Origin of the sequence: Myxococcus sp. SDU36, from assembly GCF_030168875.1 — a bacterium.
GTDB classification, from domain to species: domain Bacteria; phylum Myxococcota; class Myxococcia; order Myxococcales; family Myxococcaceae; genus Myxococcus; species Myxococcus vastator.
Genome location: NZ_CP077414.1, coordinates 8,558,572 through 8,578,597 on the forward strand (window position 1 = coordinate 8,558,572; position 20,026 = coordinate 8,578,597).

The 20,026-nt window shown below is 68.3% G+C and carries 21 protein-coding genes; 16 read left to right on the top strand and 5 right to left on the bottom strand.

The genetic code is table 11. The features are described from left to right. The first annotated feature begins 17 nt into the window (after positions 1-17). From KGD87_RS34935 to KGD87_RS34990, 12 genes are all read left to right on the top strand, one after another. On the top strand, positions 18-647 hold the full coding sequence (locus KGD87_RS34935) for a GNAT family N-acetyltransferase (RefSeq protein WP_284665239.1): 630 nt from the start codon (positions 18-20) through the stop codon (positions 645-647). A gap of 220 nt (positions 648-867) precedes the next feature. Beyond that, positions 868-1,848, top strand: coding sequence for a glycoside hydrolase 64/thaumatin family protein (locus KGD87_RS34940; protein ID WP_284665240.1), 981 nt, complete (start codon positions 868-870; stop codon positions 1,846-1,848). A gap of 98 nt (positions 1,849-1,946) precedes the next feature. Next, the gene (locus KGD87_RS34945) at positions 1,947-2,207 is read left to right on the top strand and encodes an NAD-dependent epimerase/dehydratase family protein (protein WP_284665241.1); all 261 of its coding nucleotides are present in this window, start codon (positions 1,947-1,949) and stop codon (positions 2,205-2,207) included. Further along, positions 2,204-3,082 carry an NAD-dependent epimerase/dehydratase family protein gene (locus KGD87_RS34950; protein WP_284665242.1) on the top strand — a complete coding sequence of 293 codons (879 nt, stop codon included), beginning with the start codon at positions 2,204-2,206 and terminating at the stop codon, positions 3,080-3,082. The genes KGD87_RS34945 and KGD87_RS34950 overlap by 4 nt, the downstream gene beginning before the upstream one ends. Positions 3,083-3,234: 152 nt before the next feature. Beyond that, the gene (locus KGD87_RS34955; RefSeq protein WP_284665243.1) at positions 3,235-5,307 is read left to right on the top strand and encodes an ArnT family glycosyltransferase; all 2,073 of its coding nucleotides are present in this window, start codon (positions 3,235-3,237) and stop codon (positions 5,305-5,307) included. 357 nt (positions 5,308-5,664) lie between these two features. Beyond that, complete coding sequence (locus KGD87_RS34960; protein ID WP_284665244.1) at positions 5,665-6,594, top strand: hypothetical protein; 930 nt, start codon at positions 5,665-5,667, stop codon at positions 6,592-6,594. Between the two features lie 53 nt (positions 6,595-6,647). Then, positions 6,648-7,193: a hypothetical protein gene (locus KGD87_RS34965; protein WP_284665245.1), complete on the top strand. Its 546-nt coding sequence runs from the start codon at positions 6,648-6,650 to the stop codon at positions 7,191-7,193. Positions 7,194-7,269: 76 nt separating this feature from the next. Beyond that, positions 7,270-7,725, top strand: a complete 456-nt coding sequence (locus tag KGD87_RS34970) for an Rrf2 family transcriptional regulator (protein ID WP_284665246.1) — start codon at positions 7,270-7,272, stop codon at positions 7,723-7,725. Between the two features lie 54 nt (positions 7,726-7,779). After that, positions 7,780-8,736, top strand: a complete 957-nt coding sequence (locus KGD87_RS34975) for an alpha/beta fold hydrolase (protein WP_284665247.1) — start codon at positions 7,780-7,782, stop codon at positions 8,734-8,736. 95 nt (positions 8,737-8,831) lie between these two features. Further along, the gene (locus tag KGD87_RS34980; protein ID WP_284665248.1) at positions 8,832-9,296 is read left to right on the top strand and encodes a GFA family protein; all 465 of its coding nucleotides are present in this window, start codon (positions 8,832-8,834) and stop codon (positions 9,294-9,296) included. Between the two features lie 103 nt (positions 9,297-9,399). Further along, the gene (locus tag KGD87_RS34985) at positions 9,400-10,521 is read left to right on the top strand and encodes an NAD(P)-dependent alcohol dehydrogenase (RefSeq protein ID WP_284665249.1); all 1,122 of its coding nucleotides are present in this window, start codon (positions 9,400-9,402) and stop codon (positions 10,519-10,521) included. Next, positions 10,518-11,033 carry a DUF4334 domain-containing protein gene (locus tag KGD87_RS34990; protein WP_284665250.1) on the top strand — a complete coding sequence of 172 codons (516 nt, stop codon included), beginning with the start codon at positions 10,518-10,520 and terminating at the stop codon, positions 11,031-11,033. The genes KGD87_RS34985 and KGD87_RS34990 overlap by 4 nt, the downstream gene beginning before the upstream one ends. 15 nt (positions 11,034-11,048) lie before the next feature. On the opposite strand, the gene KGD87_RS34995 is transcribed toward KGD87_RS34990, so the two are convergent. After that, positions 11,049-11,774 carry a DUF2652 domain-containing protein gene (locus KGD87_RS34995; protein WP_284665251.1) on the bottom strand — a complete coding sequence of 242 codons (726 nt, stop codon included), beginning with the start codon at positions 11,772-11,774 and terminating at the stop codon, positions 11,049-11,051. 218 nt (positions 11,775-11,992) lie between these two features. Between KGD87_RS34995 and KGD87_RS35000 the strand changes: the two genes are divergently transcribed. After that, complete coding sequence (locus KGD87_RS35000) at positions 11,993-13,561, top strand: carboxylesterase/lipase family protein (RefSeq protein ID WP_284665252.1); 1,569 nt, start codon at positions 11,993-11,995, stop codon at positions 13,559-13,561. A gap of 300 nt (positions 13,562-13,861) precedes the next feature. Further along, positions 13,862-15,007 carry a trypsin-like serine protease gene (locus KGD87_RS35005; protein WP_284665253.1) on the top strand — a complete coding sequence of 382 codons (1,146 nt, stop codon included), beginning with the start codon at positions 13,862-13,864 and terminating at the stop codon, positions 15,005-15,007. A gap of 72 nt (positions 15,008-15,079) precedes the next feature. On the opposite strand, the gene KGD87_RS35010 is transcribed toward KGD87_RS35005, so the two are convergent. Both KGD87_RS35010 and KGD87_RS35015 read right to left on the bottom strand, forming a co-directional pair. After that, entirely contained in the window at positions 15,080-16,105 is a 1,026-nt protein-coding gene (locus tag KGD87_RS35010) for a helix-hairpin-helix domain-containing protein (RefSeq protein ID WP_284665254.1), read from the bottom strand. Between the two features lie 234 nt (positions 16,106-16,339). After that, complete coding sequence (locus KGD87_RS35015; RefSeq protein ID WP_284665255.1) at positions 16,340-17,116, bottom strand: AAC(3) family N-acetyltransferase; 777 nt, start codon at positions 17,114-17,116, stop codon at positions 16,340-16,342. 99 nt (positions 17,117-17,215) lie between these two features. Between KGD87_RS35015 and KGD87_RS35020 the strand changes: the two genes are divergently transcribed. Next, positions 17,216-17,572, top strand: a complete 357-nt coding sequence (locus KGD87_RS35020; protein WP_284665256.1) for a DUF1801 domain-containing protein — start codon at positions 17,216-17,218, stop codon at positions 17,570-17,572. A 152-nt stretch (positions 17,573-17,724) separates the two neighbouring features. Here KGD87_RS35020 and KGD87_RS35025 read toward each other — a convergent pair whose 3' ends face one another. Beyond that, entirely contained in the window at positions 17,725-18,354 is a 630-nt protein-coding gene (locus KGD87_RS35025; protein WP_284665257.1) for an SDR family NAD(P)-dependent oxidoreductase, read from the bottom strand. Positions 18,355-18,542: 188 nt separating this feature from the next. Continuing rightward, the gene (locus tag KGD87_RS35030) at positions 18,543-18,701 is read right to left on the bottom strand and encodes a hypothetical protein (protein WP_284665258.1); all 159 of its coding nucleotides are present in this window, start codon (positions 18,699-18,701) and stop codon (positions 18,543-18,545) included. 380 nt (positions 18,702-19,081) lie between these two features. On the opposite strand from KGD87_RS35030, the gene KGD87_RS35035 reads away from it, so the two are divergent. After that, the gene (locus KGD87_RS35035; protein WP_284665259.1) at positions 19,082-19,954 is read left to right on the top strand and encodes a hypothetical protein; all 873 of its coding nucleotides are present in this window, start codon (positions 19,082-19,084) and stop codon (positions 19,952-19,954) included. Positions 19,955-20,026 lie beyond the last annotated feature (72 nt).

Sequence of the window (20,026 nt, forward strand, 5' to 3'; positions counted from 1 at the left end):
ACTTCCACTGGTTCGTCATGACTCCGACTCCCTCCGGGCCCGCGTACACCCTCCAGACCACGCGAACCCTGCTCCGCTGCTGGTCACCCGCTGACGCCGCGCGTGCGCTCCGCGCCATTGACGCCAGCCTTGAACATCTGCGCCCCTGGCTGCCCTGGGCGGGCGACTACCCGATGAGCGTGGCGCAGCAGGCCGCCGTCCTGCGGCGCTTTCGCGGGAGCTTCGACCTGGGACAAGACTTCACCTATGCCGTGTTCGACCGGGGCGGGACGGAGGTCCTGGGCGGCTGCGGGCTGCATCCCCGCGGGGACGAGGGGACTCGGGAGATAGGGTATTGGATTGCGGCCCAGCACACGGGCCAGGGGCTGGCGACCGAAGTGGCGGCGGCGCTCACCCGTGTCGCGTTCGAGCTGGAGGGCCTGCGCCGGGTGGAGATTCACTGCGAACCGCTCAATCTCCCGAGCATCGCGGTGGCCCGCAAGCTGGGCTTCACCCACGAAGGCACCTTGCGGCAGCGCCTCCGGGCCGCTGACGGAACGTGGCGCGACCTCATGCTCTGGACCCTCCTGGCGGAGGACTACCGGGCCAGCCCCGCGGCCGCGAGCAACTTGGAGGCGTTCGACGTGCTGGGGCAGAAGCTGCTGTAGGCCTTTGGCGCAAGGCGCCGGGCCGGGGTGGTGACAGCCAACACCAGGCAGGTGCGCGAGTCACCAGGCCGCCGCCCTTCAGGCGTGACGCCGTGCGGCCGCCGTCAGCGTCCTCCTTGAGCGATTTCAAATGGTTGTGCGGAGGTCGGTGGGGAGGTGGGACATGGCACGGCGCCTGCTCTACGTGGCGGCATCCACCCCAAGCCGAGGACCCCTCGCCATGGCGCTCTCCCCCGTCTCCCGTTCGTGCGTCTCCAGCCCCTCCCTCCAGCGCGCCTCCGGAATGGAGCGCCCCGCGGCGCCGCGGCAGTCCCTGGCGGGGGCGGGGCAGATGGACCCGCTGCGGCATCTGTTCCTGCGCGACGGCTTTGATGGCCCGACGGGCGCGGCGAAGGGGCAGGGCGTGGAGGCGCTGACGCAGAACCTCTCCCGGCTGGCCCAGCTGCTGACGGAGGCCACCCGCGTGCTGGGCGGTGAGGGGGCCCCGCGTCCGCAGGGCAGCGCGCACCCGCTCTCCGAGGCGAAGGGCGCGGGCAGCGCGCCAGCCAACCGCGAGGTGGACCGCTTCGAGCCGGCGCGGGCCGCTCCGGCTGCCCCCGCCGCTCCGGCCAGTTCGCAGGCGAAGGCCGTCGCGGGCCCCACGGGCGCGCCGGGTGTGTCGAAGGATGGCAACACCATCACCTTCACCAACGACGGCAACACGCCGATGACCATCAAGTTCACCCCCAACGCAGGCGAGAAGGCGCTGGACTCCGTCACCCTGGCGCCGGGCAAGACGCAGACGCTCCAGTTCCCGGAGAACTGGTCCGGCAACTTCCGGAGCACGTCCGGTGATGGCAGCGCGGCCACGCTGGGCGAGGTCAAGTTCGACGGGGGCTTCGGCAAGACGTACTACGACGTGAGCTACATCGAGGGCCACAACGCCTCGATGACGATGCAGCCGGAGGAGGGCGGCCGGGTGTCGGGCACGCACGACGACCTGCTGTCCGCCGCGCCGGATTCCATCAAGGCGCGCAACGCGGACGGCTCCGCGTACGGCATCAAGAAGAGCACCACGTCCAACGTCCAGGACGCTGGCGTCGTGGACTTCTACCGGAAGCACGTGGGCGCCGATGAGGGCTACGTCATCCCCACGGACGATGCGAGCACGCTCGGGAGCAGCGACAAGAACCTGGTCGTCCGCATGAAGAACCTCGTCTGAGCCGCCCCCGCCGACCCGAGCACGGGGGACCTGTCCGCTCCTCCGCCTGCTCGCCTGGAACAGGCGTCGCGCCATGCGTCCGGCCTTGCTTGATCACCGTGAAGGAAGTGGCCCTGGCGCTCGCGGAGGTGATGGGGCGCCCCGGCCTCCGCCCCGCGGTGACGGGGCGCTATCGCATGGGCGACATCCGTCACTGCTTCGCGGACATCTGCCTGGCGCGTGAGCTGCTGGGGTACGCCCCCCAGGTCTCCTTCCATGACGGGCTCGCGGAGCTGTCGTCGTGGCTTGAAGACCAGGTGGCGACGGACCGCGTGGCGGAGGCGCGCGCGGAACTCGAGGCGCGAGGGCTGACCGTATGAGCGCGGCGGAACCTTGGAAGGTGGATGGGGGCAGGACGGTCATCTTCGGCGGGGCCGGCTTCATCGGCTCCAACCTGGCGGACCACTACCTGTCGGAGGGGCGGACCGTGCGCGTCGTCGACAACCTGACGCGCCCCGGCATGGTGCACAACCTGCGTTGGCTCCAGGCCCGGCATGGCGCCCGGCTGGAGGTGATGACGGCGGACGTCCGGGACGCCTATGCGGTGAAGCAAGCCGTCATCGGCGCCAGCCAGGTCTTCCACTTCGCGGCCCAGGTGGCGGTCACCACCAGCCTGGAGACGCCCGTCACCGACTTCGAGGTCAACGTGGGGGGCACCCTGAACGTGCTGGAGGCGCTGCGTGCCATGGAGCGGCCCGCCTCGCTCGTCTACACCTCCACCAACAAGGTCTACGGCGGGCTGCCGGGCGTGGAGTTCGTCCAGAAGCCCAGCCGCTACGAGCCCCGGGACACGGGCCTGCGCGGTCACGGCGTCGGGGAAGCCTGCCCGCTGGACTTCGAGAGTCCCCATGGCTGCTCCAAGGGCGCGGCGGACCAGTACGTGCTCGACTATGCGCGGGCCTACGGACTGAGGACGGTGGTGTTCCGGATGAGCTGCATCTACGGGCCCCGGCAGTTCGGCACCGAGGACCAGGGCTGGGTGGCGCACCTCCTCCTGCGCATGCTCGAAGGCCGGCCCCTCACGCTCTACGGCGCTGGCAGGCAGGTGCGCGACCTCCTCGACGTGGGCGAACTGGTGCGCGCGCTCGGCCTGGCGCAGCAGCACATCGGACGGCTCAAGGGGCAGGCCTTCAACATCGGCGGCGGCCCGTCGCGGACGGTGAGCCTGCTGGAGTCAAGCGGCTCAGTGCCTTGATGCGCCGCCCCATCAGCTTCGACGGCCGCAATGTGCTCGACCCTCGGTTCGCCCGGAGCGAGGGCTTCACCTACATTGGCATCGGGCGCGACTGACGCGCGGCTCCGGGTGACGCTGGCGGGTTCGGGGTGCTATCCCCACGCCTTGCCCCGATGAGCACCGACGCCCCGACCGCCGCCGCGCCCTCCGAGGTCTTTCAAAGGCGTCTCGATGGACTGCTCATCGTGGCGCTCGTCGTCTGGGGATTGGCTCAACTGGCGCCTCACCTGGCGCACCCGGCCATCTACATCTGGGACGAGGCGATGCATCAGGCCGCCGCGCGCGGCACGTACGACACCTTCTTCACGCCGCACATCTACAAGGACCCGATTTTTCCCGCGGACCCGCGCCACTGGTGGGCCGCGCACGTGTGGATGCACAAGCCCACGGGGCCCTTCTGGTTCGGCGCGCTGATGATGCACGTGGTGGGCGTGACGCCGCTGGCGCTGCGGCTGGCCTCGCTCCTGGGGCACCTGGCCGCGGCGGTGTCCATCTTCCTCATCGCGCGCAGGCCCGCCGGGCGCTTCTGGGCCGTGCTGGGCGCGGCGGGCTTTCTCGCCATGCCCTTTGGCTGGCAGCTCGTCCAGGGGCGCATCTTCGGCGATGTGACGGATTGCACCCTGACGGGCTGCAACGCCGTCGCGGTGGCGCTCCTGTTCCATGCCACGCGTCAGGGCTCGTGGCACTGGGGCCTGGCGGCGGGTGCGGCCGTGGGGCTGGGCTTCCTTTGCAAGACGGGGCTCGCGCTGACGCCCCTGGGCATCGCGGCGACGCTGTGGGCGCTTGGGCGGCTGCGCTTCTGCCCGGGGCCGAGGTTCAGCACGGTGGTGGCCATGGTGGGCGCGGCCGTGCTCCTGGCGGCGCCGTGGAGCGCCTACTCCGCATGGCGCTGGCCGGAGTTGCATGACCTGGAGGCGCGGGTGACGCGCGCCCACCTCTTCGCCGATCCGACGGTGGACGTGGGGCCCTGGCACCGGCCGGTGGATGCCCTCCTGAACGAGGTCAACACCCAGAGCCTGGCGCCGCTGCCCGCGGTGTTGCCGCTGCTCGCCTTCGTGTGGCTGCTGGTGCGCGGAGTGCGCCGGCGGGAGCTGGAGGTGGTGGGGCTCGCGTTGTGGGTGGGGGCCACCTGGCTCGTGTTGTCACTGAGCGTGGTGAAGGTCCCCGCCATCGCCTGGGGCGCGGTGCCCGCCGTCCTGGCCGCGTTGGCCATCGCGGGCTCGGATGCCAGACGCCACCCCGCGCTCGCGGCGGCGCTCCTGGCCGCGGTCGCCACGCCGTGGCTCGTCAAGCACCTGCCGGTGCTCGGCCGTGTCCGCGCCGTGCTCCCCGCGGTGCTGGCGCAGACGCGCGAGCGGCCCGGGCTCGCGGAGGGGCTGGTCGTGGCCTCCGCCGCGGCGCTGCTGGTCGCGCTCGTGTGCTGGCGCCTGCCGCGAAAGCTGTCCTGGGCGCCCCTGGGCTTGGGGCTCCTGGCCTCGGGCGTGCTCGCGTGGCTGCTGGCCGTCACCTTTCCGGTGGCGAAGGCAGACTACCAGTCCAAGCACCTGGATGACCTGTACGTCACCTACTCCCGGGAGGTGGGGCGCGCGCTCGAACAGCAGACGCCGGCGCGCAGTGTCCTCTTCCTCGCGCAGGACTCGGACGTGCCCCACTCCATGGAGTACCTGAGCCTCATGTTCTGGAGCAACCGCATGACGTACCGGCGGTCGCCAGACATCGTGAGTGCCCGCAAGCGCGGCTATCACCCCTACCTCGTCTCGCCGCTCGCGGAGCGCTACGCCCCCGTCCCCGGTGTGCCTCCGGACGCCGCGCTGCGAGCCTATGACCTGGAGGCTCCCCGGTCCGAACCCGCGCCGCTGCCCGACGGCGTCATGCCGCTGGCCTTCCGTGAGAAGGACATGGAGGTGCTGGGCGTCGCGGCGGGCCACGCGGGTGGGGGCCGTGAACGATATGCCTTCTACGTCCGCGCCCGGGGGGCTCCGCGCGCGCTGCGCGTCGTCTTCCACGGACCCGGCGGAAGCGTGGAGCGCATGCTGGAGCCTGGCGCCGCGCTGCGAAGGGACGCCACGCTGCGGCGCGCCAGCTGGTTCATCGTGCCCGTGCTGGGGCCTCCCAGCGCGGACGTGACGCAGCTGGAGCTGGGCGCAAACGGCCAGCGGGTGACGTTCTCCCTCCCGGGCGTCTGAGGAAAAAGCGTCGCAACGCCCCGTGGGGCCAAGGCCTGTCGGGTGCAGGGAACTTCACTGCCGAGGCATCTCGCGGGACATGGGAAGCGTTCGCCCAGGTCAACAGGGCGTGCGGACGGTCGCGGGTGGGGCAATTACCCTCCTCGAAGAGGCCTGATGCTGCTTCACGTCCACCGGCGCGGTCCCCACTGTGGGAGGTGATTTTCCATCATGCGAGAGGAAGGGCGTAACACCTACCTCCCATGGGGAATCCTTGTGTCAGGGGCTTGTCGCCCCGCGTCTTCCCAGACATGGCACAAACGGTGAAATCCGCCACGTCCGAGCCTGGTGCTCATGAACGAGGTCGGAACAATGCGGATGATGCTGAAGCAGCAGTGGGTTGCCGCGGCATGTGCGGCGGTGGTGGGTGGGAGCGGAGTCGCGAATGCCCATGACCTGATTTGCGAAAAGACGGTCAATGGCGCGTCGGTGGCGGTGGCGGACGATTATCCCTACACCGCGAACTACAGCTTCAGGGTCGAAAACGTCCATCCGACGTTGCCGTCCGTGTTGCTGACGGCGACCGACGCCGTGCTGGCGAGCGAGGGCTTCACGTTCTTCCCGCCGCCGCCGGTCATCATTCCCGTCAACGGCTCGGTGACGTCGAACTTCGCGCTGCAAATCGACAGCTACGAAGAGTGTTTGACCATCGCCGCGCGGGACGGCCTGGCGGACAACCACATCGACAACACGTTCCGGGTGACGTTCGACCTGGGCTCGGCCATGTGCTCGGCGCGCCTGACGTGCGAGCAGGAAGAGCCGCCTCCGCCGGAGTGCACCAGCGCCACCCGGACGCTGGACTTCTTCAGCGCCCGCATCCTGTCGCTCACGCAGTGCCTGGCGCTGGGCTCCATCGACCTGGGCTCCATCGGGACCATCGTCACGCTGCCCGCCGCGGAGGGCATCCTGTGGGGCGACCCGCTGACGTACCCGGCGGGAGGCGTGCGCAGCGAGCTGGACCGGCTCCGCTTCCTGCTCGCGCGTCAGACGCTGGTGGGCGTCTGCAATCAGCGCCTGTTCGGCACCACGCCCACGCCGCCGTCGCTGCTCACGGACGCGGTCGCCGCGCTGAGCTCCACCAATTGTGGCCTCATCTCGACGCTCACTGACTCCGTGGGTGTCTACAACGGCGGCTGCGACGAGTATCCGCTGCCCGTGAACTTCATCCCCGGTCCCGCCACGCCCCTGGCCGCGCAGGCCATCGCCGTCGACCCGACCTCCAACTCCGGCCAGAGCTGCTCGCCCTGAGCCGCCCCCGCTTCATTTCCAGACACCCTTCAAATCTCAAGGAAAGACACGCCATGAAGAAAATCATGTTGTCCACGTGTGTTTGCGCGGCCCTCGCCCTCACGGCCTGCGGTGGGGGCACTGACCGGCTCGACTCCATCCAGGACGAGCCCACCGCTCCGTCCGGCCCCGTCCAGACGGAGGACGGGCGGCGCTTCGAGCTGCGGCTCCGCGGCTCCGCGGCGGAAGGCTACGACAAGCTGGAGCTCCCCGTCGGTGCCGTCCGCGTCACCGCGAATGGGGCTCCGCTCAAGGTGGAGCTGGCGAATGACCGCGTGGATGTGGCCCAGGCCGACCACGCGCACCTGGTGGCCTACTTCTACGTGCCGGAAGGCGTGGAGCGCGTCCGCGTGACGTTCCAACTGGAGGGGCTGGGCGGCTATGCCCGGGCGGAGGGCTCTGGCTTCGTCGACGCCAGCGTCGCCCCGGTCACCTTCGATGCGCCCGTGCACGAGCTGGCGCTGCGTGGCCGCGCGGTGGTGCAGCTCGACGTGGCGCGCTCCCTCGTGGACCTGGGGAGCCACCGCCTGCTGCTCCCCAACGGCGTGGTCAACTACTGAGTCCCGACACCCCACTCAGTCACCCCACCTGCCGAATCGCTTGACTGGCCGCGTCTCATGCCACATATGAAGTTGCATGAGACGCGACAGTCGGCTCTCCGTCGCCTTGCATGTCCTCCTTCACATGGAGGACATGGGCCCCGTGGTGACGTCAGAGGCGATGGGGCGGCTGCTGAAGGCCAATCCCGTGGTGGTCCGGCGAACCATGGCCGGACTTCGGGACGCAGGCATCCTCACTTCGGTGAAGGGGCACGGTGGAGGGTGGTCGCTGGCGCGCACGCTCGACACCGTGACGTTGGAGGACGTGTACGAAGCGCTCGAAACGCCGGCGCTCTTCAGTATCGGCCCCCATGATGAAAGTCCGGGCTGTCTCGTGGAGCAGGCCGTCAATGATGCGCTGGGAAAGGCGCTGGACCAGGCCGCGGCGCTGCTCATGCAACACCTTCGAAGCACGTTCGTGGCGGACCTGGGGCGCGGCGTTCGCCGCCGTCACGCTCGCGCCGCGAAGCAGCGCGTCAGGCCTCGTGTCTGACGCGCCTGATGCGATTGCTCGCCCCCACCGTACCGTCACCTCCGGAGCGCCCTCATGGCTGACATCACGCATCGAACCGTCAAGACGAATGGCATCAACCTGCACGTCGCGGAGGCGGGTTCGGGGCCGCTCGTGTTGCTCCTGCATGGCTGGCCGGAGTCCTGGTACTCGTGGCGCCATCAGCTTCCGGCGCTGGCGGCGGCGGGGTACCACGTGGTGGCTCCGGACGTCCGCGGCTACGGCCAGAGCGACAAGCCGGAGGCCATTGAGGCGTACAGCATGAAGCAACTGGTGGGGGATGCGGTCGGCCTGCTGGACGCGCTGGGGGAGAAGACGGCCATCGTCATTGGTCATGACTGGGGTTCGGCGCTCGCCTGGAACTGCGCCGCCCTGCATCCCGACCGCTTCCGCGCGGTGGTGGGAATGAGCGTCCCCCATCTGGGGCGCGCGCCCATGCCACCGATGCAGCTCTTCCAGCACATGTTCGGTGAGAAGTGGTTCTACATCCTCTACTTCCAGGCGCCCGGCGTCGCCGAGGCCGAGTTCGAGGCGGACGTCCCGAGGACGGTCCGGACGATTCTCACGGGTACCCCCGGCTTCGATGTGACGAATCCCGCCGTGCTGGCGAAGAAGAAGGGGGAGGGCTTCCTCGCGGGGCTCGACGTGCCGGAGACGTTGCCTGACTGGCTCACCGAGGCGGACGTCGCGTACTTCGCGAAGGAGCTCTCCGGCAGTGGATTCCGGGGCGGGCTCAATCGCTACCGCAACATGGACCGGGACTGGCACGAGCTGCCTGAGCTGGCGACGGCGGTCCTCCCGCAGCCGGCGCTCTACATGGTTGGAGAGAAGGACCCGGTGCGGGCCTTCTCGCCCGTCGACGCCATGAAGGCCCTGGTGCCGAAGCTGGCCGACATCCACGTCGTCCCCGGCGCGGGGCATTGGGTGCAGCAGGAGCGCGCCGCCGAGGTGAACGCCGCGCTGCTGGCCTTCCTGAAGAAGCTGCCGGCCTGAGCCGCGCGGCCTCCGAAGGTGTGCTGCTTGGAGGGCGGCGCAACTGTGCTGCAATCCCTTTCATCCCGTGGCGGCGTGAGCGGGATGAAGTATAGGTGAGCGTCGATGCAACGGAGGTCGCGCTCATGGTGATTCCAGGGAAGTGCCACTGCGGGAATCTGTCCTTCACGCTCGTCTGGGAGCCGAGCCCGGACCCGATTCCCGCACGGGCCTGTGGTTGTTCGTTCTGCACCAGGCACGTGGGCGTCTGGACGTCCCATCCTGAGGGGACGCTCAAGCTCTGGGTCCAGGAGCCGTCACAGGTCTCCCGATATGTCTTCGGCACGCGGACCGCGGAGTTCCACATCTGTCGCCAGTGCGGCGTCGTCCCCGTGGTGACCAGCCTCATCGGCGGCCAGCTCTACGCGGTCGTCAACGTCAACGCGTTCGAGGGCATCGACCCGGCGCGGATTCGCCGCGGCTCGGGCAGCTTCGACGACGAGGATGCCGCGACGCGGCTCGCGCGCCGGAAGCGCAACTGGATTTCCAACGTGGAGATTCTGGAGTCGCCGCGTCCCTGAGCGCCCCGGCCGCCAGGGTAGCGCGTCGCCTGGCGCACGAAGGCACACACGCACACTTCGACCCCATCTGGCATTATTGGCGAACTGCCAATAATGTCAGGGCATGGCACTTCCGGTGCGCGCGGCGCTGCTGCAGGCGGTGAATGGTCCCTTCGTCATCGACGAGGTCGAATTGGAGCCGCCTGGAGCGGGCGAGCTCAAGGTCCGGGTGACGGCCAGCGGCATCTGCCACACCGACCTCACCTACCGCGCGGGGGCGGCCCGCTTCCCGCTCCCCGCCGTACTGGGCCACGAAGGGGCGGGGGTGGTGGAGTCCGTAGGGCAAGGCGTGACGGACTTCGCGCCCGGCGACGCGGTGGTGCTCAGCTACTTCGCCTGTCGGGAGTGCAGTCCCTGCGCGCGGGGCCAGCCAGCGTACTGCCAGCGAGGCCCCGTGGCGAACCTGTCCGGGGCCCGGGTGGACGGCACCTTCCCCATGCGGTGGCGGGGCCAGCCGGTGCGCTCCAGCTTCTTCCACCAGTCGTCTTTCGCCACGCACGTGCTCGCGCACCAGCACAACGCGGTGAAGGTGGACGCCTCGGCGCCGCTCGAGCTGTTCGCCCCGCTGGGCTGTGGGTTCCAGACGGGAGCGGGCGCGGTGCTGGAAGCCTTCCGGCTGGAGGCAGGGCAGCAGCTCGCCGTCTTCGGCGCGGGCGCGGTCGGCTTGGCGGCTGTCATGGCGGCACACGTGGCGGGCGCCGCGCGCATCCTCGCGGTCGACGTCAGCGAGGCCCGGCTGGAGCTCGCCCGCGAGCTGGGCGCCACGGACACCTTCCTCGCGAGCGAGCCCGGCCTGACGAAGGTGATGCTGAAGCGCACCCGGGGCGGGGTGGACTTCGCGTTGGAGTGCGTGGGCTCGCCCCAGGTACTGCGGCAGGCCTTCGACGTGACGCGCCCCCTGGGGACGTGCGGGCTGTTGGGATTGCCCTCACGCGACGCCGCGGAAGTCACCCTGCCGATGATGGCGCTGCTCTCCGGAAAGCGTTTGGTGGGCATCCTCGAAGGGGATGCGGACCCGAAGACGTTCATCCCCAAGCTGGTCGCGCTGCACGCACAGGGACGCTTCCCCGTGGAGAAGCTGAGCCGCGCCTATCCCTTCGAATGCATCAACGACGCGGTCCATGACATGGAGCTGCGCGCGGTCATCAAGCCCGTGCTGCTCATGAAGGGAGGAGAGAGGTCATGACGCTCGAAGAGGTCCTGAAGACAGGACGCATCAGGGGGGAAGCGGCGCTCACGCTGTTCGACAGCCTGCCCACGGTGGACCTGTCCTCCATGCGAGGCACGTGGAAGGGCATGGAGCTCCGGACCGGGCATCCCATGGACGGAATGCTCAGCGCGACGGGTTGGTACGGCAAGCAGTTCCTCGACGAGGAACGGGTCCATCCGCTGCTCTTCTTCACCGAGGACCGCGCGTCAGTCTTCCCCGTGAACCCCCGGAAGTGGCCCTCTCCGGCGATTCGAGGTCCCCTGGGGCCGCACCGCGCCGAGGTGGAGACGGACCAGTTCAAGGCGCGGCTGCGCATGACGGAGTATCGCGGGAAGCTCAGCGCGACGATGATCTACGATGACTGGCCCACGCTCGACGTGTTCCGAAAAGCGGACGGCGACACGGTGCTGGGACTGATGGACGCGCGGGGGATGGTGGCGCCGTACTTCTTCGTGTTGCGCCGTGACGCCGGCGCGCCCACCCCCTGAAGCGCGGGCGGCCCGCTACGGCTTCTGGGGGTCCACGACCTCGACGTTGCGGAAGTCCTCGCAGGGTTGCTTGAGGCCCAGCACGTACTTCATCGAGCTCAGCTCCAGCTTCAGCTTGGCCCAGAGCCTGCGCGGCAGGCTCGGGCGCACGGGCTCGGGCGGCGCGAGGACGAACGCGTTCAGGTCCAGGTAGTGCGTCGCCGTGCGCCCCATGCCCTCGAAGTCGTGCTCCAGCCCCTGGGTGAGCTGGCGGAGCTCCGGCGTGAGCCCCTGGTGCACGGCGTCTGTCATCAGGACGTACTCCGTGACGGGGACGTCGTTCTTCAGCATCCGGTGCACCAGGATGACGTCCACCCCCGCCAGCTCGGTGAGGTGCTTCACGCGCTGGAAGGCGACCTCACCGGCGTGGGCCACGAACTTGAGCGTCAGGGCGCCCACCTGCATGCAGCCGTCGCACCTGCACATGCGGTCAACGATGAACTGCTCTCGCCGTGAGACGAAGGCGCGGCGGATGTCCGCGACCTGCCGGGCGAAGGCGGGAAAACCGTCGCCCACGGCATAGAAGAACGCCGCGTCTCCTTCGAGCTTGGCGAGCTTGAGCGGACCCGAGGCATCAATGACGGCCTCGAGCAACTGCGCCACCGTCTCCTGCGCGTGCGCGAGGCTGAAGCGGTGATGACTCATGAAGCGGGTGTACCCGCCGATGTCCGCGATGAGCAGGAGCGCCTTGTCTATCGCCATGCGGCGGCCACCCTATCACGGCACCTGGAAGCTGGCGCGAACAAGACCGGAGCGTTCGCCCGCGGGACCGAGCCCGGCCCCGACCGACTCCGGGACGAGGCGGGTGTCGTGTTCCGGTCTGTCGCTTTCATGAACGCGGGTTTCCGGCGGGGAGGTGTTGCCAGGAGTTGCCGCTCAATTCAGTTTCGCGCCCGCTCATAACCAAAGGGAGCCGGTCGATGAACGTCATCAAGACGCCTGAGGTACTCACGAAGGAAGGCAAGGTGCAGGGCCTGGTCGAAGGGAAGATTTCTGTCTTCAAGGGCATCCCCTACGCGAAGCCTCCCACGGGAGCGCTGCGCTGGAGGGCGCCCGAGCGCGCCAATCCGTGGCCCGGTGTCCACGAGGCCTTCGACTTCGGCTTCTCCGCGCACCAGTCCCGTCAGGCCTGCATCGACGCCGGCGGCGGCGACCCCGGTGAGATGCACGAGGATTGTCTCTTCCTCAATGTGTGGACGCCCAAGCTGGATGCGGGCGCGAAGCTGCCGGTGGTGTTCTGGATTCACGGCGGCGCCTTCGTCATCGGCTCGGGCCGCGTGCCGCCCTATGAAGGGATTCACCTGGCGTCACGCGACGTGGTGCTGGTGACCTTCAACTACCGCTTGGGGCACCTGGGCTTCTTCATGCATCCGGCGCTGGAGAAGGAGAACCCGGGTGGGCCGGCGAACTTTGGCCTGCTGGACCAGATGGTGGCGCTGGAGTGGGTGCGCGACAACATCGCGCGGTTCGGCGGCGACCCCGGCAACGTCACGGTGATGGGACAGTCAGCGGGTGCCAAGAGCGTCCTGTCGCTCTTCACGTCGCCGCAGGTCAAGGAGAAGAACCTCTTCCGCCGGGGTGTGGCCATGAGCGCATACGTGCTCCAGGAGAAGCCCCTGGCGGACGCGCGGCTGGCCGGCATGGCCTTCGCGTGGAGGAACGGGCTGGACCGGCTGCTGGCCACCATGAAGGAGCTGCGCGAGCTGAGTCCGGAGAAGTTCTGGATGCTCCCCGCGGACACCGCGAACGCGCCCAGCCCCATCTACGGAGACTCCGTCCTCCCCGAGCCCATTCGCGAAACCTTCGCGCGTGGCGAGCAGCTCTCCCTGCCGCTCATCATCGGCAGCACCAGTGACGACTCCAGCGTGGTGTCCTCGTTCGGAATCGACCCCGGCACCATCCTCGAACGCCTGGGCGCCTTCGCCGAGTCCATTCGCCAGCTCTACCCCGACGTGGACGATGACCGGGAGATTGGCCGGCGGATGTGCCGCGACTTCGTCTTCACCGTCATGCCGCGCTTGCTGGCCACCCGTCACGCGGAGCAAGGCGCCGCCGTGTGGCGTTACTACTTCGAATACCGCGCGAAGCTGCTCGCCCCCCGGCAGCGCCTGGGCGTGCCTCACGGGGGCGAGGTGCCCTACTTCCTGGAGACGGCCGCGGACGTGCCGCCCGCTGGCGAGCTGTTCACGGAGGAGGACCGGACGTTCATGCGTCAACTGGTGGATTCCCTGGTCCAGTTCGCGCGCACGGGCACGCCCGGGCCCGTGGCCCAGGTGACCTGGGAGGGGCACACGGAGACGCAAGACACGCTGCTGAGACTGGATGTTTCATCGCGGATGGTGACGGACTTCGAGCGCGACATCCTGCAAGCCGCCGAATACCTCATGCCCTTCCTGGACAGCCTCGCCAAGCCGCCCCCGCCGAAGCTGCCGCGCTCCGCGGCGCCGTCCAACCTCAGCGGCACCACGCGGCCGGAAAATCGCCCATAGACAGGGGTGTGACAGACCCGGTGGTGTGTCGCATCAACACCACCGGGCTGCTTCATGTCGCCGCCGTCACCTCGACACGCGCCCCCAATGACATGCCTTCGACGCTTCGTTCCATTCCAAAGTGTGGCAGGAATGTAATGAAACAGGCATGTCGCAAAGCGCGGTCGCCGCTGGGCGCGGTGGCGGTTCATCCGGGATGGGACTGGTAGATGGGGAAGATCGTGTGTTACGGTTTTTTGAGCGTGGGACGGCTATTCAATCATTGCCGCTTCACGTCTCCCCTAGATACCTGAGGTCTCCATGATGTCAGTGAAGGTCATGCGGCGGTGGTCGACGGTTGGCGCGATGTCGTTGCTGGTCGGTTGCGGTCCGGAGATGGTCGAGGAGCAGGCGGAGGCGGAGGCGCCGGCGACCATCGAGCAGGACATCGTCGGTGGTGTGGAAACGACCATTGGCGCGAACCCGTGGCAGGTGTCCCTGCAGAACGGCACCAGCCACTTCTGCGGTGGCTCCATCCTCAACGCGAACTGGATTCTGACCGCGGCGCACTGCGTGTCGAGCAGCTCTCGCCCCTCCATCCTGGCGGGCTCCACCTCGCGCACTGGCACGGGTCAGCGGCGCGCCACGGCGGAGGTCATCCGGTATACCGGCTACGTCACGGCGACCCAGGGCAAGGACATTGCCCTGATTCGCCTGTCCACGCCGTTGGACCTCAATGGCACCACCGTCAGGGCCATTCCGCTCGTCTCAGCGGCGGATGCGTCGAACGGCGCCACCAACGCGGGCGTGGTCGCGACCGCGACGGGGTGGGGCTCGACCTCCTCCGGCTCCTCGTCGTTGCCTGTCAACCTGCGCACGGTGGACGTCAACCTGATTACCAACGCGCAGGCGCAGAGCCAGTACCCGAGCTACACCATTGGCGCGGACCAGCTTGGCGCCTCGGCGTCGGGCAAGGACTCGTGCCAGGGTGACAGTGGGGGTCCGCTCACCGTCAACCACAACGGCACTCGCAAGCTCGCGGGCGTCGTGAGCTGGGGCATCGGCTGCGCCGACTCGCGCTACCCGGGCATGTACGCGCGCGTGTCGCACTTCGAGAGCTGGATTGACTCCAAGATCAATGGGACGACCCCCCCGCCGACCGGCACCACGGTGCTCTCCCAGACGAACCTGTCGGGCTCCTCCAGCACCTGGAAGCACTACTCCATCAACGTCCCCAGCGGCACCACGTCGCTCACGGTGACGCAGGCGGGTGGCTCGGGTGACGCGGACCTCTATGTGCGTCGCGGCTCGCAGCCCACCACCAGCGCCTACGACTGCCGGCCCTACGCGTCCGGCAACGATGAGACCTGCACCTTCTCCAACCCCCAGTCGGGGACCTGGTACGTGTCCGTGCGCGGCTACTCGTCCTACTCGGGCGTGTCCGTGACGGCCACGGTGGTGCCGTAGTCACGCGCCAGCTCGCCGTTTGAGAGGCCCCCTGTCACCCGTGGGTGACAGGGGGCTTCGCGCGTCCAGGGCCTACTCCACCCAGTGCTGCTCCGTCAGCACGCGGTAGCCCGTCACCGTGTCGATGAAGAAGCTGACGGCGATGCCGGCCCAGGGGCCCTTGCCGTAGCTGATGTAGCAGCCCTTGAACGTGCCACCCGCGGTGCGCGCCTGGAGCTCCGCCAGGCCGTCGGTGATGAGCGCCTCCGGCAGCGGCTCGTTGCGGTCGGCGTAGTCGACCGTGCTGGCGACCTGGTTGACGACCTCGGCGCCCGTGGCCAACTGCGGACGGACCTGCCAGAGCGCGTTGGGGAAGAGGCTGGGGTCGATGCCGAAGCACTGCGCGCTCTTGAACTCGTCATTGCCGTGGGCGCCGGCAATCACGTCCTCCACCTCGAAGCCCTGGCTCAGCCGGGAGGTCCACAGGCTCTCCTCCTGGGCGTTCACCGCGGCGATGAGCGCCGTCAGCGCGTAGCCCTGCGTGGCCGCGTTGCGGAGGTTGCGCAGACTGACCGCGCCAATGCCAGTCACCTCGGAGATGGCCTGCGCGGACGTGAAGGGCCGCAGGTTGAGGAGGTTCGTCGCGCCGTTCCACGCGTACGGCAGGACGGCGTACAGCGCGTCGCTGTGGATGGTGTTGACCAGGGTGACCACCGCCGCGGCGTCATCGGTGGAGAGCGCGAGCTCGTCCAGGATGCCGGCACAGGTGCTGGTGATGTAGCCCAGCGCGCGGGCGCCACCCTCGATTTGCGCCAGGCGCACCGCGCCGACACCCTGGACCCCGGACACCTGCGCCAGCGTGGAGAAGGGCGCCGTCGCGCGGTAGCCGACGAGGTTCTGGGCGACGTCACTGGGAAGGTAGGCGTCCAGCGTGGACAGCGACGCCGTGTTGACGAAGGTGAGCAGGCCCTGACACTCCGGGGCCACGTCCACGTCCGTGGTGGTGAGCGGCGCGTCCTGGTGCTCCGTGGACGGAGAAGACGGCTCGGACTCGGCGCCGGTGGGACCACATCCGACCATCAGACTCGCGGAGAGAAGGGCTGGAACGAGACGACGCATGGATGATTCCTCCTGGGGGGTACGGCGGGGGAGGAGGTTCCATACACCAGCCCCCTGACTCGCAGAGCATCCTTGAAATGTTGAGAAGGTCGTGTTCACGAGAAAGTCATTCGTGGCGGCGCCCTCCCGGCACGAGGTTCTGGACCCGCTGCTGAAGGCGGTCATGGCGCGGCCGGTATCTCTTGAGCGCGGACGCACCCGAGGCCTCGGGTTGGACGCCCGTCGAGGCCCGCTTCAAGGCACTGCCACGCTCGCGCGGGCCCTGTCGCACTCCTCGCAGCCCGCGCCCGCCGTGCAGAGGAAGACGAGCGGGTCGGCCCGAAGGTGCTCGACCACGACGTTCACGACGTCGCGCGCGTCGGCGAGCTTCGCGTCGGCGTGCCCCACCTTGCCTTCACGCAGGAGGCCGCGGGCGCGAAGCCAGCCGTCGGCGCGCTGGAAGCCCTGACAGCAGTGGTCGGTCTCCGCGATGTCCACGGTCCGCGCAACGCCATCCACTTCAACGACACACGGGTGGGTGACGGAGTACGGCACGGAGGCCAAGGCCTCCGCCAGGTGGATGGTCGTGTTCTCGCCCTGGGTGACGCCCAGCAAGAGCACCTGGCCGCCCAGGTCATGTGCCCAGCCCACCGGACTGTCAGGACCATGGGGCGGCGAGAGCGGCTGTGGGCGGCAGATTTCCGGCGCGCGAGGGCCCACGGCCGCGAAGGAGCCGCCTGGGTGGGTGCTGCGCAGGACGCCGGGCTGGCGCCAGAAGCGCTCGGCGGTGATGCCCATCCCTGCCGTGGGCGTGGTCCTCGGGTCGAACACGCCCTCGCCATCCGTCATCGTGGGCATGACCAGGGTCCCCTCGCTCCCCAACGCCTCACGCAGTGCGTGGATGAGCCCGAGCGGGCCACCTTCGACCGGGCGCACGGCCTTGAAGGACGTGTGCACCACGAGCACACCGCCCTCCCGCACGCCGAGGTCGCGGAGTTGCTGCACCAGCTGCTGGCCACTGACTTCGCGCATGGCCCGGTTTATCCCGCGTCGTCCGGCCCGCTCGCAATATCATGGTGCTGGAGAGAGGTGACGCGCGTGTCGAACCGGTCCGAAGCAGTCGAGCGATTCATGCAGGAACTCGAACACGCGAGGAAGGACGAAGTCGAAAGCCTGCGCACCGCCATCCTGGCCGCCCATCCGGGCATTGTGGAGCGCATCAAGTGGAACGCGCCAAGCTTCTGCTTCAAGGGCGATGACCGGGTGACGTTCAAGCTGAAGCCCAAGGACTGTGTTCAGCTCATCTTCCACCGGGGCGCGAAGGTGAAGGCGACGCAAGGCTTCTCCTTCGAGGACGCCAGCGGCCTGCTGCAGTGGGCCGCCGCGGACCGCGCCGTCGTCACGCTTCGCGGCCTGGCGGAGGTGAAGGCGAAGAAGAAGGCGCTGTGCCAGGTCGTGGTCCAGTGGATGGAAGCGACCTCGCAGTGAGCGCTCCGGTGTAAAGGGCCACCCGCGTCAGGTCGTAGCGATGCACCGTGAGCACGACTTCCGCCCGCTTCACCCGCAGGGGGCGCGGCTTCCCCCAGGCGCATGCTCTTGTCACGAAAGCACCACGACCTGGTGCACACGGAGCCTTTGGTTCAGCGAGCCTCGCTACCGTCCAGGAGCCAGTCGCGGACCGCGAGGAACCGGGCCGTGGGCGCCGCGGACTTCCGCCAGGCCACCCACAGCGTACCCGTGGGAGGACGCGTGGCGCGCCGGCCCGCGTCGGGGGTAAGCGTCACCAACCTGCCCTCACGGACCGAGGAGGCCACCAGGTAGTCGGGAAGCACCGTCAGGCCCACGCCCACCATCACCACGTGGGCGTTGCGTGCCGCGCGCAGCAAGGGGAGGAATGCGGCCGTGACACGCAACGGGCCGAAGACGTTGACGTCGTAGGTGGCGCGCATGGCGTCCAAACGCACGGTGCTGGGCGCTCCATCACCGTCCTTCACGTAGATGCCCGCGTTGTTGATGAGCACGTCGAGCGCCTGCGTCTGCGCGCCGATGTGCGCCGCCGCCGCGATGCTGGCATCATCGGTGACGTCCAGCGGGATGATGCGGACATCGCCAGCGTCCCCGAATGAAGCCCTAAGCGAACTCGTTCTCGGCTTTTCTCTCAGGGGACTCAGACTCTCTGAGAGGCCGAAGGGCGAGTAATTTTCAGTGGTTTTAAGGAGGGGGTGGGTTCCGCCCTTCAATCGGGGACCGATTGAATCTCCGCAAACCACACCTGACGCTCACCGCTGGGAGTTGAACCCAGCGGGCCCTGTCGGGCTCGGGCTCTACAGGCCCGCGCGTCTTCCCTAGCGCTCTACGTCCCCTGAAGGAGCGGGGCCCTGAAAGCCGAGAGGCCGGGTCCCCTGGATGGGAGCCCGGCCTCTGCGTGACATGGCGCTTGGGTGACGGAGCGCGAGCTTCAGCAGGGTACGGGCGGATGACCGTGAAGGCGGCCAAATCCCACGATGGAAATCGAGCCAGTACTCACGTGCGAACGGGAGGCGGCATCGAGCTGGGTCCAGAGGTTGTTGCGATAGCTGAACTTCATCGGGCTCGTCTGCTTCATCTCCGTCGTCATGGTCACCGCTCCTTTCTGGAAAAATCCACGGCGGATGATTTTCGTCCCCGACAAGGCGCGGATCTTCTCGGGCTTTTTGCTGCGGGGGCAGACGTGCCCGGTGGGTTCCCATGGGCGGCTGGGTGTAGGCACTAGGTCCAATATCCACGAACTGACACTCAGGGTACAAGAGACCGAGCTGATGCAGCCAGGCAGTCGAACGATGACCTCGCGGTCGATGTGACGAGCCGTACGACATGCCACTGGAACAACGTGTCGGAGCCACGCTCGAATCACCTGTCACGTCCCACATGCAATGATTGTTTCACTTCAAGTGCGTGCGGACGAACACCTTCGTCACTCAACCTTCACACGCCGCCTCGGCGTCCTGGAGCCAAGCCATGCCCATCGCCGTGTCCTACGCCACCGTCAACCCCAGTCAGACTGCGACGTTCGACTTCAACGGGCGCAGCGTGCTCGATTTCACGGTCGGCATCGCGTACTGGAAGTTCTGCTACGACAACGACAACTTCGTCCACAATCTCGAGCTCACCCTCGCCACCAACAAGGCGAGCGCCTCGGTCGTCACGGCCAAGGTCGTCGGGAAGCTCAATGACGACAGCGGCCACAACCTCGACACGAACAACAGCTCGGTGGTGGTCTGCTGTGTCGCGGTCCTCGACTCCACGAACTCCGGCGTCGCGCTCGATTCCGCGCACGGCATTCCCAGCAATGGGCAGAGCCCCAACATTACGCTCCCGAGCACCGCGTGCGCGATCCACCCCACCTTCCTTGCCGGGTGGAAGCTCGAGTACAACAAGCAGCACCAGGTGGCGGCGGTCCAGTTCTCGACGGGCATCACCGTGAACAACACCATCGCCAACATCACGGCCACCGCGTCGATGCATGACAACTCGGGCAACCAGGCCACGACGGCGCAAGTCGACGCCGGCCTCATCGCCGCCAGCACCATCGAGGACGGGGTGCGCCAGACGACATTGAACGACCAGCGGACATCCAGCACCGTGAGCGTGGACCTCGGGACGCCCCTCTCCGACGCGGTGGTGCTCCTCCAGGACTACCAGGCGACCTTCCACAAGAACCAGGACAATCACGTCCGGACGATAGGTGGCGGCTGCGCGAAGTGGACGGTCGATGGCTCTATCGTCCGGCTGGAGTCGCCGAAGGCCTTCTTCACGGATGACAGCGGCAACGTCGCGGACGACACGAAATCCAGCGTGTCGCTCGTGGTCATCGGCATTCCGAAGGACTAGGCGGCCTCCAGGTTCCTGCTGGCTGGACCCGGCCTGTGCCCCACGACGCCGCGGGGCACCCGCTTCCCGTCC

Bases quoted from the DNA above. Each gene is read 5' to 3' on its own strand.
- KGD87_RS34935 (WP_284665239.1), top strand. From the start codon at position 18: ATGACTCCGACTCCCTCCGGGCCCGCGTACACCCTCCAGACCACGCGA.
- KGD87_RS34940 (WP_284665240.1), top strand. From the start codon at position 868: ATGGCGCTCTCCCCCGTCTCCCGTTCGTGCGTCTCCAGCCCCTCCCTC.
- KGD87_RS34950 (WP_284665242.1), top strand. From the start codon at position 2,204: ATGAGCGCGGCGGAACCTTGGAAGGTGGATGGGGGCAGGACGGTCATC.
- KGD87_RS34955 (WP_284665243.1), top strand. From the start codon at position 3,235: ATGAGCACCGACGCCCCGACCGCCGCCGCGCCCTCCGAGGTCTTTCAA.
- KGD87_RS34960 (WP_284665244.1), top strand. From the start codon at position 5,665: ATGATGCTGAAGCAGCAGTGGGTTGCCGCGGCATGTGCGGCGGTGGTG.
- KGD87_RS34965 (WP_284665245.1), top strand. From the start codon at position 6,648: ATGAAGAAAATCATGTTGTCCACGTGTGTTTGCGCGGCCCTCGCCCTC.
- KGD87_RS34970 (WP_284665246.1), top strand. From the start codon at position 7,270: ATGAGACGCGACAGTCGGCTCTCCGTCGCCTTGCATGTCCTCCTTCAC.
- KGD87_RS34975 (WP_284665247.1), top strand. From the start codon at position 7,780: ATGGCTGACATCACGCATCGAACCGTCAAGACGAATGGCATCAACCTG.
- KGD87_RS34985 (WP_284665249.1), top strand. From the start codon at position 9,400: ATGGCACTTCCGGTGCGCGCGGCGCTGCTGCAGGCGGTGAATGGTCCC.
- KGD87_RS34990 (WP_284665250.1), top strand. From the start codon at position 10,518: ATGACGCTCGAAGAGGTCCTGAAGACAGGACGCATCAGGGGGGAAGCG.
- KGD87_RS34995 (WP_284665251.1), bottom strand. From the start codon at position 11,774: ATGGCGATAGACAAGGCGCTCCTGCTCATCGCGGACATCGGCGGGTAC.
- KGD87_RS35000 (WP_284665252.1), top strand. From the start codon at position 11,993: ATGAACGTCATCAAGACGCCTGAGGTACTCACGAAGGAAGGCAAGGTG.
- KGD87_RS35005 (WP_284665253.1), top strand. From the start codon at position 13,862: ATGATGTCAGTGAAGGTCATGCGGCGGTGGTCGACGGTTGGCGCGATG.
- KGD87_RS35010 (WP_284665254.1), bottom strand. From the start codon at position 16,105: ATGCGTCGTCTCGTTCCAGCCCTTCTCTCCGCGAGTCTGATGGTCGGA.
- KGD87_RS35015 (WP_284665255.1), bottom strand. From the start codon at position 17,116: ATGCGCGAAGTCAGTGGCCAGCAGCTGGTGCAGCAACTCCGCGACCTC.
- KGD87_RS35020 (WP_284665256.1), top strand. From the start codon at position 17,216: ATGCAGGAACTCGAACACGCGAGGAAGGACGAAGTCGAAAGCCTGCGC.
- KGD87_RS35030 (WP_284665258.1), bottom strand. From the start codon at position 18,701: ATGACGACGGAGATGAAGCAGACGAGCCCGATGAAGTTCAGCTATCGC.
- KGD87_RS35035 (WP_284665259.1), top strand. From the start codon at position 19,082: ATGCCCATCGCCGTGTCCTACGCCACCGTCAACCCCAGTCAGACTGCG.